Origin of the sequence: Acinetobacter pragensis (genome assembly GCF_001605895.1) — a bacterium.
GTDB lineage: Bacteria > Pseudomonadota > Gammaproteobacteria > Pseudomonadales > Moraxellaceae > Acinetobacter > Acinetobacter pragensis.
The window spans coordinates 1-16020 of sequence record NZ_LUAW01000032.1; the positions used below are offsets into that span (position 1 = coordinate 1).

Below are 16020 nucleotides of genomic sequence, written 5' to 3' on the forward strand. Positions count from 1 at the left end.
CGATTGCGCTTTTAATTTGATTTGAAATAGCTTTTTCATGCTTTTGAAAATTCGCGTGGCCTAAAACTGCAATGAATCAAACCGTCCATGAACCAATGGAAATCTCTGCACACATCCGTGTTTTGGATGAATGGCAAGATACAATTCCAGAGGATCTCTACATTCCTCCCGCCGCATTTGAAATTCTTTTAGAACATTTCGAAGGGCCGCTCGACTTTCTTATTTACCTGATTCAAAAAAATGGCTTTGATCTCTTGGCAATGAAGCGGATGACCGCACGATCGTTGGGGCGCTGAATCCGAAGGGCAACCCGTTCGGCAAAAAAGTGCATGCCTTGTATTCCTCTGATTCAGGACATTGGGATGTTCCTGAACTGACTGAACCGCTTGCTGAAGCCTACGATTTGGTGCGTGAAGGCGCAATCACCGAAGAGGATTTTAAAGCCTTGGTTTTTGATCACCCTTACAGTTTTTATACCGCCAATAATCCGGACTTCTTTAAAGGCACGCAGGTCGAGCAGAAGCTGCAGAAAAACTGGGCTGCATAACACACATTTATTCCCCCTGTCATGATGAATCCCGCGTTTGGCGCGGGGTAGGGGGAACTTTGCTTTTTGAATAAATTTTGAGGTGAAATTGAGAATGAAAAGACACACTTTAACTGCTGCGATTGGATTGATCCTGAGCACGACGTCAACCTATAGCCTTGCTCAGAATGCATCTTTGGATCAGGAGTTGGTGGGGCTAAAACAGCAGATTCAAGCTTTGCAGCAGCGTGTCAATGCGGTTGAAGCGGCATCGCAGCAAAAAGCGGTTCCTGCAGCAAAAACGGCGTGGGCTGAAAGCACTGCGGATGCGCAGCAGGACGGCGGCATCAGCGCTGATGAAGCCGCTGAAGAGACGGTTTTAGCGGCAACGTCGGATGATGTGGATGGCCTGAAAAGTGATTTGGAAAATTATAAATATGACCAGTCACGCCAATATGAGCGTCAAACGGTGAAGTCTACCCGGGATGCAACACTGTATGGCACCGTACAGCTGCGCGCGAATACTCAGGACAATAATGGTGTGGTCGGTGCCAACAAATCGACTTTTGATATCGGGACAGCGCTGATTGGGATACGCGGCAATTTATTCCGGGACTATAACGAAGGCAAAAATCTGGATTATCAATTGTCATTTGGCTACGGCAAGCGCAATGACGGCAGCAACAACAGCAATTTCAACTTGCTGGATGCCTTTATCCGCTATAACGCATTTTCGACCAACTCAGGCTTGGAAACGCCCAAGCTGAATTTCACTTTGGGCCAGCAGCTATTGCCGTTTGGTCTGGATGTGCAGTCCCCTGAAGATTTGCGTCCAACCATCACTACAGCTGCGGCGCCGACATACTTGGGCTTATTTACCCGGCAAAATGGCTTTATTGTGCGCGGCGATGTGAAACCGTTTGTAGATTTCGGTTCGAATTACCGGGCTCCATTGTTTGAATACGCGCTGGGTGTGACCAATGGCAATGGCAGCAATAAGTCCGATGACAATAACGGCAAAGACTATATTGGACGCGCGGCATTCACTTTGCCTGTGGACTACGCCAGCATTTTCCGCGAGCTGAAATTCGGCGCTTCCTATATTAAAGGCGAAGCGAAAATTACTGGGGCAGGTTTAAGCGACAGTAAAGCGAAACGTGACCGTTTAGGATTTGATGTCTATTACAACCATGCGCCATTCGGCGTGACGTATGAATATCTGCAAGGCAAAACAGATTATGTCGATACGGCCAATACTGAGATTAAACAGGCCAAATCGGAAGGCCATACCTTTACTGCGTTCTATACGCTGGGCGATCAGTTCTATAACAGCATTAAATCCAATGCCAAGTTTGACGATTTCTGGCCCAAGTCGATACAGGGCTATTACCGCTTTGACCGCTTCAATCCAAATAAAAATCAAAAAGACTATTTGGATGCCGCCAGCGGCCGCACCGGTGAATATGACATTCATTCACTGGGCTTGAATTTCTTCTTTGCGCAAACCACCAAGCTGCAGCTGCAGCTGAATCACTATTTATTTGACATTGAAACAGCGAATCAAAAAGACACGAATGAGCTGCAGGCTCAAGTTCAGTACACATTTTAATTTTTATATACAGGCTATTTAACAATGAAGACATTTTCTCAAAAAATTACCGCAGCTTTTCTGGCGCTTTCGGCATTGGGCATCAGCATTCACATTCAAGCTGCAGCGCCGAAAGAGATCCGCATTTCAGTTTCCAGCGCTGGTGAAGGCGGCAAGCCGCGTGTGGGCAGCAGCTATGTTGCCAGCGCGCAAGCGCGCGGTGTGCTTGAGCAGGAATTTAAAAAAGACGGCATTAAAGTCACCTGGCTGTTTTTCCCCGGCGCCGGCCCGGCAACCAATGAGGCTTTAGCCAACGGCAAAGTCGATTTTGCGCTTCATGGCGACTTGCCCTCTATTGTTGGCCGTTCCACAGGGCTTAAAACCAAGCTGCTGCTGAGTACAGGCCGTTTTGGGCCTGTGTATGTGGTTGTGCCTTCAGATTCAAAAGCCAAAACACTGGCCGATTTGAAAGGAAAGAAATTCTCTAACTTTAAAGGCACCAATGGGCAAATTGTGCTGGAGCGTGTGCTGGCCAAAAACGGCTTAAGCAATAAAGATCTGCGCATCATCAGTCAGGATGGATATTCTGCACGGACTGCGCTGGCCACAGGCGATATTGATGCAACGATTACCTCGCCGTGGAGTTTGGAAGCCCGCGGTGTTGCAAAGCGTTTAGTGACGATCAATGACCGCACGGTGTCGCCGCTGTCGAGTTTTTGGGTTACGGAAAGTTTTGAGAAGCAGTATCCGGACATTGTGCAGCGCGTCGTTACCACCCTAGTCAAGCAGGCGAGATGGAGCTCAGATGAAGCCAACCGCACGGCGCAATACAAACTTTGGGCGCAAAGCGGCATTCCATTTGTCGATTATAAAAAAGACTTTGACGGCGAGCCGTTAAAAAACCGCGTCAATCCATTATTGGATGAATTTCATCATGCGCAAATTGATGACGCTGTACGCATTGCCAAAGCCAACCGTTTGATTCGCCGGGATGTGGAAACCAAAACATGGTATGAGCCGAAGTATTTGAACAATGCATTGAAAGAGCTGAACCTGCAAGGCTATTGGACGGAATTTAATGCCAAAGGCCAGCCGAAATAAGGGGTAGGGGAATGATGCCAGTAGAAAATTCGCCAGTGCTTGAACCGCTGAGTTTTAAATTTGCCAGCAGCTTTATTGTGCTGACAATTTTAGCTGGCTTAGGGGTCGGCGTGGCGCGTGTGCTGACTTCGCTGTATGCCGTTCATATACAGGCGACGGCGCTGCAGCTGGGCTTAATTGCCGCGGCGCAAAGCATCGGCCTGCTGTTTATGGCTTTGCCCGTCGGCGTCATGGTGCAGCGTTTCGGCTCTTTGCGTATTTTCTCTTTGGGCAGCCTGATCGGCGCGGCGCTGTACAGCCTGCAATCGCTGTCCGCCAGCGCATGGTATTTGCTGGCATTAACGGCATTGGTCAGTTTTGTATTGCCGATGCGTTTTGTTTCCATCCATACGGTATTTTTGAGCAACTTAAGGCGCTTAGGGCCAGCAAAGGCCGGCTGGTTCCGCGGTTCGCATATGATGGGTTTTTTCCTGATTGCGCCTGCACTGACCGTGCTTCTGATTGAGCATGCTGGCTATCACGGCGCTTTTTATGCAGTGGCCGCGCTGTTTCTCACGGCCATGGTTTTTGCGCCTGTCTGCTTCAGCCGGCAGCCGAGACCGGCTGCTGCATTGCAGAAATTGACTTGGGCTGAAATTGCAGAGCCGCTGAAATTAATCAAAACCCATCCGCATTTGCGCACGGTGTGCAGCCTGGAGTTCATGAGCAATATCGCGAATAACTATTTTGGTTTTTTTATTGTGGTGATTGCGATTCAAAACTTTCAGCTGCAGGAATCCTTAGCGGTCATGCTGCTGACAGTGCAGGGCATTGTCTTCGTCGGCAGCCTGTTCAGCCTAGGCGCTTTAGCTGAAATTGCAGGCTATCACAAATTCTATGTAATTGGCCTCAGCCTGATCAGTTTTGCCCTCATCAGCCTGAGTTTTGCGCAGCAAGTGCTGTGGCTGTGGCCTGCCAGTGTAGCGCTTGGCCTTGGATTGGGCATGCTGCATATTGCCAATTTCATGTCTTTTGCCAAAGTCGGTGAACAGACGTCCATGAGCAAAATATCGCCATTGCTGGCCATGGTCGGCCCTGCAGGCGGCCTGCTGGGCGGCATCGCCGGCGCGATGTTCGGTCAGCAGCTGGGGCTGCAGAATTTATTTGCGCCCATCGGCATCACATTTTTATGCCTGACATTTTTTGTATTCCGCAACCTGAGCTTTCAGCAATTTTTACAACAAGAACCATCCACTCAATTACAGAGGCAAGAGCCATGAGCCTATCTCAAATCGAGGCGCAGCCGGTAACTTGGCAAAGTGACCGCAGCGCCTTCAATAAATTTAAACCGTACTTCTTTCACGCCGTGAAACTGATGTGCGGAGCTGCTTTGCCTGCGCTTGTTCTGTGTATTTGGCATATCGCCGCGCTGCAGCAATGGCTGCCGGAACAAATTCTGCCTTCGCCGCAGCTGGTGTGGTCAACCACGGCTGAATTATGGCAATCGGGGGATTTGCAAAGCAATTTTGCGATCAGCGCTCAGCGTATTTTGTGGAGTGTCCTGCTGGGCGGCAGTGCCGGATTGGGGCTGGGGATTTGGTTCGCTTTATCTGAATCTGCGCAGCGTTATGTGCTGCCCAGCATTCAGCTATTAGCGCAATTTCCTATTATTGGCTGGATTCCGCTGCTGATGATTTTTTTAGGAATTGATGAAGCGTTAAAAATCACCGCCATTTCGTTGGCTGTGGTGCCGCCGGTCATGATTGCCGTATTCAAAGGCATTCAGCAAGTTCCTGAGCGCTGGCTGGAAGTTGCGCGCGTTTATCAGTTTTCACCTTGGCAAAGCTTCAGCAAAGTGATTTTGCCAGCGAGTTTGCCGGCCGCAATCAGCGGGCTGCGCCAAGGCATTATGCAGGCATGGCTGGCGCTGGTGTTTGTGGAACTGCTTGCCAGCAGTGAAGGAATTGGCTTCCTGATGGTTTGGGGCCGACAGCTGATGCAAATGGATATTGTGTACATGGGCATTATTTTGGTGGGCCTGACTGGATTCATTCTGGACAGCGCTTTAGCGCTGGCTGAACGGCTTGCCCGTTTCTATGCAAGCCGGGTAAGGAGCTGAAAATGACAAATATTATTGTTGAGAACCGATTGCCGCACGCTGCTCCGGTTTGGAAAGCAAAAATTGCAGCCGTCAGTCAAGCGCTGCTGATTCCAGCCCTTTTTATTGCGCTTTGGAGCACCGCCTCTGCGCAGGCTTGGCTTGACCCTAAGCTGATACCGTCACCTTGGAATGTGCTGGCCAGTGCACTGCATACGCTTGCACAAGCCGATTTTTGGCAAGGCCTTGCTGCCAGCGTTAGCCGAAATCTGATTGGCTATGCGCTTGGCGCAAGCTTGGGTGTGGCTTTCGGTGTCGCCTTAGGAACATCTAAATGGGTGAATTGGTTTTTTGCGCCAGGGTTCAACATTTTGCGGCAAATTTCTCTTTTTGCTTGGCTGCCGCTGATTTCCACCTTCTTCGGCTATGGCAATGGGGCAAAAATCTTATTTATTACCTTCTCGGTATTTTATCCCGTCGCGCTGCACAGTTTGGAAGGCGTCAGCAGCATTTCAGCGAAATACCGTGAAGTTGGGCAGGTTTATCAATTTCCTAAAGCGTACGCCTACCGGAAATTAATTTTACCTGCAGCTGGCCCGCAAATTTTTGTCGGCCTTCAGCTGGGGCTGATTTTTGCGTGGCTGGCGACGGTCGGGTCTGAGTTTCTGCTGGCGAATTATGGCGCGGGCCTCGGGAATTTAGTGATTCGAGGCCGTGAACAATTCAATGTGCCTCTGATTATTTTAGGCATGCTGGCCATTGGCTGTGTGGGTGTGCTGCTGAATGCGGGGCTGGCGCGGATTGAACGCCATCTGTTGCGCTGGCAGCGGGCAGGATCGGGAGGAAAGCCATGAAAACAATATTTCCAGCATTGTGGCATAAAGCGCTCATTGGATTGCTCATCAGCGGCGGCATTGCGGCGGGTTGCAGCCTGCAGCCGGCCGAAAGCCCTCAAGCTGCAGTCAAGCAGCTGCGCTATCAGAGCTATCCCGGCTTGGTGTCTTTGCCTGAACTGGCGCAGGACTTGGGCTATTTGGGCGATGTGAAACTGGATTATGTCGGCACTGTTCAGGGCGGGCCGCAAGATCTGCTGACTTTAGTGGCCGGCGATGTGGATTTTGCCGGCGCATTCAATGGGGCGGTTGTCAAAGTGGCCGCTGCGGGGCTGGACGTGGTGCCGGTAGTCGCTTCCTATGGCAGTGATGCCGAGCAGAATGTGGGATTTTATGTCTTAGACGGCAGTTCAATCCGCCATCCGCGGGATTTTATCGGCAAGAAAGTCGCAGTCAATGCTTTTGGCGCGCATTACGACTTTGTGGTGAAAGACTACTTAGCCCGGCATGGATTAACGGATCAGGAAATTGCGCAAGTGGAACTGATTATGCTCCCGCCGGTCAGTTCAGAGCAGGCGCTGCGCAATGGACAAATTGATATCGCGGTATTTTCCGGCATCTTAGAGAAGCGCGCTTTAAAAAATGGCGGTGTCCGAAGCTTATTCAAGGACATTGATTTATATGGGCCATTTACAGCGGGCAGCTTCTCAATGCGCCGTGATTTTATTGAGCAGAATCCTGATATTGCCGGCCAATTTGTCAGCGGTGTGGCGCGCGCGCAGGAGTGGCTGCATCATACGCCAAAAGCGCAAATCATTGCGCGGATGGAAAGCATTATCGCCAAGCGCCAGCGCAACGAAACCATGGCATTAATTCCTTATTACACCGGTACGGGAGTTCATGCAGTAGGCGGGGTTCAAAAAAATGAAGATTTCCAGCCTTGGGTTGATGCGCTGGAAAAAGAGCACAAGTTAAAACCGGGCCAAATCGATGTCAGCCGCTTATACAGCAATGCATTTAATCCCTATGCGGCAAAAAAGAATGAAGAAGGAAAATAATGATGACCAGTGCATTAAATTTAGATCATGTGCGGAAAGTTTTTCCTGCACAGAACCATCCCAGCAGCAAAAACTACAAACCTGAATTTGTGGCGGTTGAAAATGTCACTTTAGATATTCAAGAAGGTGAGTTTGTGTCGATTGTCGGCCCGAGCGGCTGCGGTAAATCGACCTTATTGGATTTGATTGCCGGGTTGACCAAGCCGTCTTCCGGCCAAATTCTGCTGAGCGGCAAGCAAATTACCCAGCCCGGTTTGGACCGGGGCATTGTTTTTCAGCAATATGCGCTTTACCCATGGCTGACAGCGCTGGAAAACATCGAATTCGGCTTAGAAGCCAAAGGCATTGGGGCAAAAATCCGCCGCGAAAAAGCTTCCTATTATTTAAAGCTGGTGGGGCTGTCCGGCTTTGAAAAGCATTATCCCAATGAACTGTCTGGCGGCATGAAACAGCGGGTGGCTATTGCGCGCAGCTTGGCCTATGAGCCGGAAATCCTGCTGATGGATGAGCCTTTTGCAGCGCTGGATGCGCAAACCCGGGAAACACTGCAGGAAGAGCTGATTAAAATTTGGCAAGCCTCAAAAAAAACCATTGTTTTTATTACCCACAGCATTGATGAAGCGATTTATTTAAGCCAGCGAGTGGCCATTATGACGTCCAGACCGGGACGGATTAAAGAAATTATTGAAATTCCAGCCAGCTTGCAAAGCTCGGGCGAGGATGTGCGCTCTACCGCTGAGTACGGCAGAATCCGCCATAAAATCTGGTCGCTTTTGAGCGAAGAAGTCATCAAGGCGCAAGCCCTCGAAAAAGATAAGCAGCTTGCCCATAACTAATTAAAATGAAGGAATAGAATTATGTCATCGACAAAACAGGCGGTCAGCTATACGCAAACGTATAGCCCGATTAAACCCCGGCTGCAGCTTACATGGCTCAGCAGTCTTTTTAAACGTACCTTCGCGATTGTGCTATTTTTTTTGCTATGGGAAATACTGCCGCGTTCAGGCGCTGTCAGCCCTGCATTTCTGCCGCCACTGTCCGTGGTGCTGGATACCGCTTGGCAGCTGTTTCAAAGCGGCCAGCTGGGCACACATTTTATTGCTAGCATCAGCCGCTCTATTATTGGCTTTGTGCTGGCGCTGATCATTGCCATTCCCCTCGGCTTAATTATCGGCTGGTATAAACTGGTCGCGGAAACCTTGAATCCTTTATTGGAGCTGTTCCGGAACACCACGGCCTTGGCTTTAATGCCTTTATTCATTCTATTTTTAGGCATTGGCGAAGCGTCGAAAATCAGCCTGCTGGTTTACGCGTGCACGTGGCCCATTCTGCTGAATACCATTACTGGCGTACAGACGGTAGATCCGCTTTTGATTAAGTCTGCGCGCACCATGGGCTTAAAGCCGCATCAGCTGTTCAGAAAGGTGATTTTGCCGGCTTCTGTCCCGACCATTTTTGTCGGTATCCGCTTGGCGGGCGCCATTTCTATTCTGGCGCTGGTTGCTGTTGAAATGTTTGGCGCTAAGGCGGGGCTGGGCTATCTGATTATTTATTCACAATACAGCTTTGAAATTCCGCAAATGTTTGTCGGCATCCTTGTGATTACTTTGGTTGGGTTGAGCTTTAACTATATTTTATTGGGCATAGAAAAATATTTTACTGCATGGAAAAAAAGCCCGATTGAATAACGTGGTTAGATATAAAAAAACAGCGCTCAAAAATGCTGTTTTTTTATATCTGGTCAATAGAGGCTGAACTGAATTTTTAAAAAGTTAAATATTGGTGAATAGAAAAAATAATATTCAATTGAATTAAGATTTATCTATGAGAATATAATTAAATATTTTATGAATTTGTTTAAATGGCGATACGTATTTTAAAGCAGGCCATATTTAATCAGGCGTGTACGGATCACATTGCGGGTGACGCCTAACAGTTTTGCTGTATGGACTTGGTTGAATTGGCAAAATTCATAAGCGCTGCGAATAAACTGCTCTTCAATCAATTCATTGATATTCAGCTCCGGCAATTGCCGGGAGGCTTGGAAGAGGTGCTGAAAAGTCTGCTGCAACAGCAGCTGCGCATCCAGGGAGGCTTGAATATTCGGAAGCAGAGCCTTGCTGCTGGATTCTGCCGTCAGCAAAGTATTGACGGCTTTAAATTGCGCATACTGCAGATTGGAGAAACTGATATCCTCAGGCTCAATCAGGCCATTTTGACTCACGACAACTGCATGATGAATGGTGTTTTCCAGTTCGCGGATATTCCCCGGCCAGCGGTGCTGAATGAGTTTTTTAGATGCCAGCGGGCTGATGCGCAGCGGTGTTGCATGCGGATCCGTCTGATAGCGTTCGACAAAAAACTTGGCCAAAGGCAGAATGTCGCCTTTACGGTCGGTGAGCTTCGGAATCCGCAATAGCGCGACATACAGGCGGTAGAATAAATCTTCCCTGAATTTTCCTTCTGAAACAGCCTGTTCCAAATCAATATTGGTGGCGGCAATAATCCGCACATTGATCCGGATGGGCTTCAGCGAACCCACGCGGATAATTTCCCTTTCCTGCAGAATCCGTAGCAATTTCACCTGCATGGCAAAAGATAAGTCGCCAATTTCATCTAAAAATAAGGTGCCGTTATGCGCAGCTTCGAACCAGCCGATGCGCTGGCTGATGGCGCCGGTAAATGCCCCTTTTTCATGGCCGAACAGTTCGCTTTCGGCCAAGCTTTCAGTTAAAGCGCCGCAATTGACTGCGATGAACGGGCCTTTCGCACGTTCGCTTAAATCATGAATTTGCCGGGCAACCAGCTCTTTGCCTGTACCTGTTTCCCCAATAATCAAGGCATTGGCATTGCTCGGCGCAATTTGCTTAATCCGCTCTAAAAGCGCTTGAGAGACGGGGTCTTCAAACACTGTTGCAGTTGCCCGAGCCAAGCGGGCTGCAGCACTGAGGCTGGGATAGCTTAAAACAGACATATTATTGAATTCTGGTTTTTAAAATATTTGCCATCATGGAATATAAATATGGCTTTATTAAATAATAAAAGCGTATTTCATTATCATTTTGCTGGATAACTTGTTTTTTGAAAAATATATAAAATAAAAAGATAAATATACCAGCGATAACTAAATATTAAATCAAGATAAATGATTTGAATAAAATATTTTATATTAAAGGCATCATAAACAGCAGAGTAAATATAATGACAATTACAGCAATTAATGTGCGCAACCAATTTAAAGGCGTAATTCATGAAATCGTTGAAGGCGATGTCGTTTCAGAAATAAATGTAGAAACCAAAGCCGGAATCTTTACCTCCATTATCAGCACCCGTTCAGTGAAAGATCTGGAATTGAAAATCGGTTCAGAAGTGGTGGTCTTGATTAAATCGACAGAAGTTTCTTTAGCCAAGCTGTAGTCAGCCGCGCTTCACGGTAAAGAGGATTGAGCCATGAGCAATCAACAGGCGGGAGCTGTGTCTATTCAGCATTTAGACAAAAGCTATGTGACGCAGAATCATGATGACCTAAAAGTGCTGGAAGGCATTAATTTAGATATTCAGCCCGGTGAATTCATCAGTATTGTCGGCAGCAGCGGCTGCGGAAAATCCACACTGCTGCGGCTGCTGGTCGGGCTGGAGCAGCAATATCAAGGCGCCATTCTGGTCGATGGCAAAAAGATTTATGGCACCAGCCTGAACCGCGGGATTGTATTTCAGGATCACCGCTTATTTCCTTGGCTGAGTGTCAAAGAAAATATTCGGGTCGCGCTGCATCAAAGCAATTTAAGCCGGGCTGAAGAAGACCTGCTGATTGATGAACATTTAGAACTGGTAAAGCTTTCTGCATTTAAAGATGCGTATCCATCCCAGCTCTCGGGCGGGATGAATCAGCGGGTTGCCATTGCCCGCAGTCTGGTCAACCGCCCGCAGATTTTACTGCTGGATGAACCCTTTGGCGCTTTAGATGCCTTGACGCGGCAGAATTTGCAGGATGAGCTGCAGCGGATTTGGCAGTCAGAAAAAATCACCATGATTATTGTGACGCATGATGTGGAAGAGGCGGTATTTTTAGGCGACCGGGTGGTGGTGATGCAGCCGCATCCGGGACGGATAAAGCGCATAGTGGATGTGCCGGTCGCGCATCCGCGCAAGCGCGAGGATGTCCGGCTGACCAATCTTAAAAATAATATTTTGCTGGATTTTACAGATACCGTAAAAGATGCGCTGATTCAGCCGGCAGCAAAACAATTTTCAGACTATCAGTTTGCGTTTTAACGGATATTAACCACTAAAAAAGCCTGCATTTGCAGGCTTTTTCATTGCCGCATCTCAGCGCTGAAGCAGGCCGGCTAGGTACAATGCGGCATGCAGTAATCTTTAAAACGCTTTTGGATCTAAATGTTTGTGCAAAAAATACCCGCCGAAGCGGGCGTTTTCATTGCAGTTTAGGAGGCCTGTTCCGCTTTTTGCTGAATGACATACTGATTTTCCGGGCGCTTTAAGCCTAAGTTTTCACGCAAGGTTGCGCCCTCATAGGCTGTGCGGAACAAGCCGCGCCGCTGCAATTCGGGCACAATAAATTGTACAAAATCATTTAAGCCGGCTGGCGTCGTCGGCGGCAGAATATTAAAGCCGTCGGCGCCGTCATTTTCAAACCATTCCTGCAGCTGATCGACCACTTGCTCCGGTGTGCCGACCAAGGTCCAGTGCCCGCGCGCAGAGGCAATATATTGATACAGCTGGCGGATGGTGAAATTGTGCTTACGGGCAATATCAATCATCATTTGCTGGCGGCTGGAGAAATTGATATCGCTGTCTTCAATTTTAGGAAAAGGCGCATCCAAATCAAATTTAGACAAGTTGATGCCTCCAGAAAGCCCAGACAGCAATGCTAATCCGACTTTGGGATGGATCAGGCTGTTCAGCAATTCATATTTTTCCTGCGCTTCCTGTTCAGTTTTGGCAACAAAAATGGATACCCCCGGCATGATTTTTAAATCATCTGCATGGCGCCCGTATTTCAGCAAACGGCTTTTGACATCGCGGTAGAATTCCTGCGCATCGGCTAAATTTTGCTGTGCTGTAAAAATCACCTCGGCATATTTTCCAGCCAATTCACGGCCATCTTCAGATTGCCCAGCCTGAACAATCACGGGATAGCCTTGCGGCGGGCGGGAGACATTCAAAGCGCCTTGTACTTCAAAGTATTTGCCTTTGTGCTGCGGTTCATGATTTTTATTCGCATGGAAAAATTGACCGCTTTCCTTATTATAAATAAAGGCATCATCTTCCCATGAATCCCACAGTTTTTGAGTGACCTCAATAAATTCATCGGCGCGTTCATAGCGGTGCTTCGGGTTTGGGTGCTGTTCAAGGCTGAAGTTGCGCGCCGTATCCGCTGATGCGGTGGTGACCACATTCCATGCAGCCCGGCCTTTGCTGATATGGTCTAAAGAGGCAAATTTCCGGGCCAGAATGTAGGGGTCTTCGTAGGTTGTAGAGGCGGTCGCAATGAAGCCTAAGTTTTTAGTCACCGCTGCGAGGGCTGCAAATAGCGTGACCGGCTCAAAGCCGACTCCTTTATCGCCAAGGCCCAGTTCGCCTTCGGCAGCCGAACCCCAGCGCACAGACAGGCCATCGGCCAAAAAGTAGGCGTCAAATAATCCCTGTTCTGCTGTTTTGGCCAGTTCAATCAAGTAGTCAAGATTGAGGTGATCGTGAGGGCGGGATTCCGGATGGCGCCATCCGGCGGCATGCTGTGAGGTGGCTGGAATAAATGCACCAAGCTTAATTTGACGTTTTGACATTGTTTTTCCTGAGTTATGAATATTTTCATAACTCAATAGAACAAGTTTTATGCCAATTATTTTATTCAATTAAATCAATTGATTAAAATCAATAAAATAAATAAGTGTTTAAAATTAAACAGCAGGAACGCTGCTTTGCGTGAAAAAATACAGCACAAATCCTGCAGTGCTTATCTGAAACATCAGCGTATTTTTTTTTCATCAAGCCATGCTGTTTGCTGGCTGGAAGAATCCGCCGGTTCAAATCAGCGCTTGAATGGCTTTCTTTTTCCAGACCAAGTGGTAATACAGCCCTTGCATCAGACAGAGGCAGACAAAGGCCAGCGCATAGGCATACCAAATGCCTTTAAGCCCCCACCATTCACTGAATAAATAAGCGCACGGCACTTCAATCAGCAAAATGGCCACAATATTGATGATCATCGGCACAGTCACTGTTCCGCTGGCGCGCATGATGGAGGCAAAGATGGCGCTGGCGCCAAAAAACATGATCGACCACAGCACAATGAACAGCAGTTCTTGCCCCAGAACAACGACCTGCGGATCGGTAATGAACAGCGCCATTAAATACTTAGAAAATAAATAGGCCAGAATAACCAATGTGCCGGTGAACAGAACGTTCATGGTCAGCGCGGTGCGGTTGACCTTGTTCAGCAAATCGGACTTGCCGGCGCCAATCGCTTGAGCGGCGAAAATAGAGGCTGCAATCGCAATGGACAATGCCGGAAACTGAATGTAGTTCAGCACCTGATTCACCGCACCGTAAGCCGCGGTGGCATCTGCGCCGTAACGGTTGACCAGCCCGACAATCACCAGTCCTGCCACAGAGGTGGTCACCATCTGAATTCCGGTTGGAACGCCCAGCCGCAGAATGATTTTACTCAGTTCAGGCTCATAGCGGACATGGCGGAGCAAAGCGGCATCCGGGCGCAGCGGATGATTTTTTTTATTCAGATAAAAATATAAAAAGATCAGGGCAATGCTGAAACCGACGGTTGTCGCAATGGCTGGGCCAATAATGCCCAGTTTGGGCAGGCCGAATTTACCGGCGATCAGTACGGGGGTAATGATCAGGCCGGTGCCAATCGTCATGCCGGACGCAATCAGCGGGGTTGTGCTGTCGCCGACGCCGCGCAGAATGGAGGTGTAGATAATGTAGACGAACAGCAGCGGACTGCCTGCCAGCATCCATTGCACATACGGAATAGACAGGTGCAGCACCTCTTCATCAGTGCCCAGCGCCAGCAGTATATATTTAGCAAAAACTACCCCGAGAAAAGCAATAAAGCTGCCGCCAATGAGCGTCATGAACAGGGTTGAGCCGACCACGCTGTGCACTTTTTCAATATTTTTAGCGCCCCACGCCTGTCCGACCAACACGGTCGCGCCTGCTGAAAGGCCAATAACAAACGCCATCAGGCAAAATAAGATCGGGAAAAAGACTGAAACGGCCGCAATGGCATGTACACCGAGCATCTGACCGACAAATACGGTATTCACCGTTCCTGACAGGTTTTGCAGAATATTGGTGGCGATCAGCGGCACAAGGAAAATCAGAAAGGATTTCCAAAGTGTTTGTTGACCGTTAATGGGCTGGTGTTCAGTCATATAAAATTTTATACCGTATTATTATGATGCTTATTGAATAATGCTGACATTAACAGTAATTTCTTAAAAAAGCCTTAGTTCTAAAGTAACTCAGGCCTGAATTTAAGAAGAAAAAATGAAGATTTAGCCGTTTCTAAACGCGGGATAAAATTTCCCCGGCGCGGCGCAGGGTTTCATCTTTTTTAGCAAAGCAAAAGCGGATCAAACGCAAATCTTCTGGCGGCTGCTGATAAAAAACAGAGACAGGTATGGCCACAATGCCATGCTGTTCCGCCAGATATTGGCACATTGCGCTGTCGTCCAAATCTGGGCGAATGGCGCTGTAATCTAAATTTTGAAAATATGTGCCGGGTGACGGAATAAATTGAAAACGTGAGTTTTTCAGCCCGGAATTAAACAGATCCCGCTTTGCCTGATAGAACGCGGGCAGTTCGGCAATATGCTCGGGATGCGATGCCATAAAATTGGCCAAAGCCATTTGTACAGGAGTCACACCGCAGAAATTGGTAAATTGATAGACTTGGCGGAATACCGTCATCAAGGTAGGCGGCGCAATGCAGTAGCCGGTTTTCCAGCCAGTGACATGGAAGGTCTTCCCGAATGAACCGACCACGAAGCTGCGCTCCCGCAGTTCTGGAAAAGACAGGGCGGAATAATGGCGCTGGCCGTCATAGACCAAGTGTTCATAAACCTCATCTGACAGCACGGCAATATTTGTATTCTGAATAAGGTCTATCAGCTGCAGCCAATCCTGTTTTGACCAAATGGCGCCCGTCGGATTGTGCGGCGTATTGACTATGACCATGCGGGTTTTACTGCTGATCGCATTTTTAACAGTTTCCCAATCTACCTGAAAATCCGGTGTTTGCAGCGGGATATGAACAGGCTGTCCGCCCGCCAATTTCACACTGGGCGCATAACTGTCATAGCTGGGATCAAAAATAATCACTTCGTCGCCTGCATGCACCAGCGCTTGAATAGCGCTGAAAATACCAATGGTCGCGCCTGGGGTAATGGTAATTTCTGTCATGGGATCAATCATCAGCTGATCACGCTGCAGAAAAGTTGTTGCCAGCTGTTCACGCAAATTCAGCAGGCCATCGCCCGGCGCATATTGATTGAATCCATCGGCGGCAGCTTTGGCTAGGGCCTCCAGCAGCGCGGGCGGCGCAGAAAAATCAGGAAAGCCTTGTGACAGGTTTAAGGCATTCAGGCGCTGCGCCATAGCGCTCATCACGCTGAAAATTGTCACGCCTTGCGCAGGGAGTTTGGATTCAATCTTGAGCATCTTTTTAGCATGATTAAATTAAAGAGAATCAGCAGTGTAACAGCCCCGTTTTCATGCGCAAAGCGGAATGCGGCAGATTATTTTGCGGTTTTCGACAGCGCTGCGCGGGCATTCAGCGGTATTATTTACATAAC

15 protein-coding genes and 1 pseudogene are annotated in these 16020 nt (G+C 48.4%); 12 read left to right on the plus strand and 4 right to left on the minus strand.

Annotation, left to right across the window (positions count from 1 at the left end):
* Window positions 1–71: 71 nt before the first annotated feature.
* From AZH43_RS13370 to AZH43_RS13415, 10 genes and pseudogenes are all read left to right on the plus strand, one after another.
* Window positions 72–257, plus strand: a pseudogene (locus AZH43_RS13370) (segregation/condensation protein A); the annotation flags it as partial.
* Between the two features lie 77 nt (window positions 258–334).
* Entirely contained in the window at window positions 335–547 is a 213-nt protein-coding gene (locus AZH43_RS13375; protein WP_193786455.1) for a hypothetical protein, read from the plus strand.
* Between the two features lie 94 nt (window positions 548–641).
* Window positions 642–2135, plus strand: coding sequence for a porin family protein (locus AZH43_RS13380; protein ID WP_067670502.1), 1494 nt, complete (start codon window positions 642–644; stop codon window positions 2133–2135).
* Between the two features lie 24 nt (window positions 2136–2159).
* Window positions 2160–3215 (plus strand): ABC transporter substrate-binding protein, encoded by a 1056-nt coding sequence (locus AZH43_RS13385; RefSeq protein WP_067670504.1) that lies wholly within the window; start codon window positions 2160–2162, stop codon window positions 3213–3215.
* Between the two features lie 11 nt (window positions 3216–3226).
* Window positions 3227–4474: an MFS transporter gene (locus AZH43_RS13390; RefSeq protein WP_081406823.1), complete on the plus strand. Its 1248-nt coding sequence runs from the start codon at window positions 3227–3229 to the stop codon at window positions 4472–4474.
* Window positions 4471–5313 (plus strand): ABC transporter permease, encoded by an 843-nt coding sequence (locus AZH43_RS13395; protein ID WP_067670506.1) that lies wholly within the window; start codon window positions 4471–4473, stop codon window positions 5311–5313. Before AZH43_RS13390 ends, AZH43_RS13395 begins: the two co-directional genes overlap by 4 nt.
* 2 nt (window positions 5314–5315) lie before the next feature.
* Window positions 5316–6146 carry an ABC transporter permease gene (locus tag AZH43_RS13400; RefSeq protein ID WP_081406824.1) on the plus strand — a complete coding sequence of 277 codons (831 nt, stop codon included), beginning with the start codon at window positions 5316–5318 and terminating at the stop codon, window positions 6144–6146.
* Entirely contained in the window at window positions 6143–7183 is a 1041-nt protein-coding gene (locus AZH43_RS13405) for an ABC transporter substrate-binding protein (RefSeq protein WP_067670508.1), read from the plus strand. Before AZH43_RS13400 ends, AZH43_RS13405 begins: the two co-directional genes overlap by 4 nt.
* A 2-nt stretch (window positions 7184–7185) precedes the next feature.
* Window positions 7186–8019, plus strand: a complete 834-nt coding sequence (locus tag AZH43_RS13410) for an ABC transporter ATP-binding protein (protein WP_067670510.1) — start codon at window positions 7186–7188, stop codon at window positions 8017–8019.
* A 21-nt stretch (window positions 8020–8040) separates the two neighbouring features.
* Window positions 8041–8871, plus strand: a complete 831-nt coding sequence (locus tag AZH43_RS13415; RefSeq protein WP_067670512.1) for an ABC transporter permease — start codon at window positions 8041–8043, stop codon at window positions 8869–8871.
* 188 nt (window positions 8872–9059) lie between these two features.
* Here AZH43_RS13415 and AZH43_RS13420 read toward each other — a convergent pair whose 3' ends face one another.
* A complete protein-coding gene (locus AZH43_RS13420) occupies window positions 9060–10157 on the minus strand; it encodes a sigma-54 interaction domain-containing protein (RefSeq protein ID WP_067670514.1) in 1098 nt (365 codons plus the stop codon).
* 227 nt (window positions 10158–10384) lie between these two features.
* On the opposite strand from AZH43_RS13420, the gene AZH43_RS13425 reads away from it, so the two are divergent.
* Window positions 10385–10600: a TOBE domain-containing protein gene (locus AZH43_RS13425; RefSeq protein WP_067670516.1), complete on the plus strand. Its 216-nt coding sequence runs from the start codon at window positions 10385–10387 to the stop codon at window positions 10598–10600.
* A 33-nt stretch (window positions 10601–10633) separates the two neighbouring features.
* Window positions 10634–11458 (plus strand): ABC transporter ATP-binding protein, encoded by an 825-nt coding sequence (locus AZH43_RS13430; RefSeq protein WP_067670518.1) that lies wholly within the window; start codon window positions 10634–10636, stop codon window positions 11456–11458.
* A gap of 170 nt (window positions 11459–11628) precedes the next feature.
* Here the strand turns inward: AZH43_RS13430 and AZH43_RS13435 are convergent, their stop codons facing one another.
* From AZH43_RS13435 to AZH43_RS13445, 3 genes are all read right to left on the minus strand, one after another.
* A complete protein-coding gene (locus AZH43_RS13435) occupies window positions 11629–12990 on the minus strand; it encodes an LLM class flavin-dependent oxidoreductase (RefSeq protein WP_067670520.1) in 1362 nt (453 codons plus the stop codon).
* Window positions 12991–13230: 240 nt separating this feature from the next.
* Window positions 13231–14598 carry an MATE family efflux transporter gene (locus AZH43_RS13440; RefSeq protein ID WP_067670522.1) on the minus strand — a complete coding sequence of 456 codons (1368 nt, stop codon included), beginning with the start codon at window positions 14596–14598 and terminating at the stop codon, window positions 13231–13233.
* Window positions 14599–14731: 133 nt separating this feature from the next.
* The gene (locus tag AZH43_RS13445) at window positions 14732–15886 is read right to left on the minus strand and encodes a methionine aminotransferase (protein WP_067670524.1); all 1155 of its coding nucleotides are present in this window, start codon (window positions 15884–15886) and stop codon (window positions 14732–14734) included.
* Between the last annotated feature and the right edge of the window lie 134 nt (window positions 15887–16020).

Coding starts and splice junctions, on each gene's coding strand:
- AZH43_RS13380 (WP_067670502.1), top strand. CDS start 642: ATGAAAAGACACACTTTAACTGCTGCGATTGGATTGATCCTGAGCACG.
- AZH43_RS13385 (WP_067670504.1), top strand. CDS start 2,160: ATGAAGACATTTTCTCAAAAAATTACCGCAGCTTTTCTGGCGCTTTCG.
- AZH43_RS13390 (WP_081406823.1), top strand. CDS start 3,227: ATGATGCCAGTAGAAAATTCGCCAGTGCTTGAACCGCTGAGTTTTAAA.
- AZH43_RS13395 (WP_067670506.1), top strand. CDS start 4,471: ATGAGCCTATCTCAAATCGAGGCGCAGCCGGTAACTTGGCAAAGTGAC.
- AZH43_RS13400 (WP_081406824.1), top strand. CDS start 5,316: ATGACAAATATTATTGTTGAGAACCGATTGCCGCACGCTGCTCCGGTT.
- AZH43_RS13405 (WP_067670508.1), top strand. CDS start 6,143: ATGAAAACAATATTTCCAGCATTGTGGCATAAAGCGCTCATTGGATTG.
- AZH43_RS13410 (WP_067670510.1), top strand. CDS start 7,186: ATGACCAGTGCATTAAATTTAGATCATGTGCGGAAAGTTTTTCCTGCA.
- AZH43_RS13415 (WP_067670512.1), top strand. CDS start 8,041: ATGTCATCGACAAAACAGGCGGTCAGCTATACGCAAACGTATAGCCCG.
- AZH43_RS13420 (WP_067670514.1), bottom strand. CDS start 10,157: ATGTCTGTTTTAAGCTATCCCAGCCTCAGTGCTGCAGCCCGCTTGGCT.
- AZH43_RS13425 (WP_067670516.1), top strand. CDS start 10,385: ATGACAATTACAGCAATTAATGTGCGCAACCAATTTAAAGGCGTAATT.
- AZH43_RS13430 (WP_067670518.1), top strand. CDS start 10,634: ATGAGCAATCAACAGGCGGGAGCTGTGTCTATTCAGCATTTAGACAAA.
- AZH43_RS13435 (WP_067670520.1), bottom strand. CDS start 12,990: ATGTCAAAACGTCAAATTAAGCTTGGTGCATTTATTCCAGCCACCTCA.
- AZH43_RS13440 (WP_067670522.1), bottom strand. CDS start 14,598: ATGACTGAACACCAGCCCATTAACGGTCAACAAACACTTTGGAAATCC.
- AZH43_RS13445 (WP_067670524.1), bottom strand. CDS start 15,886: ATGCTCAAGATTGAATCCAAACTCCCTGCGCAAGGCGTGACAATTTTC.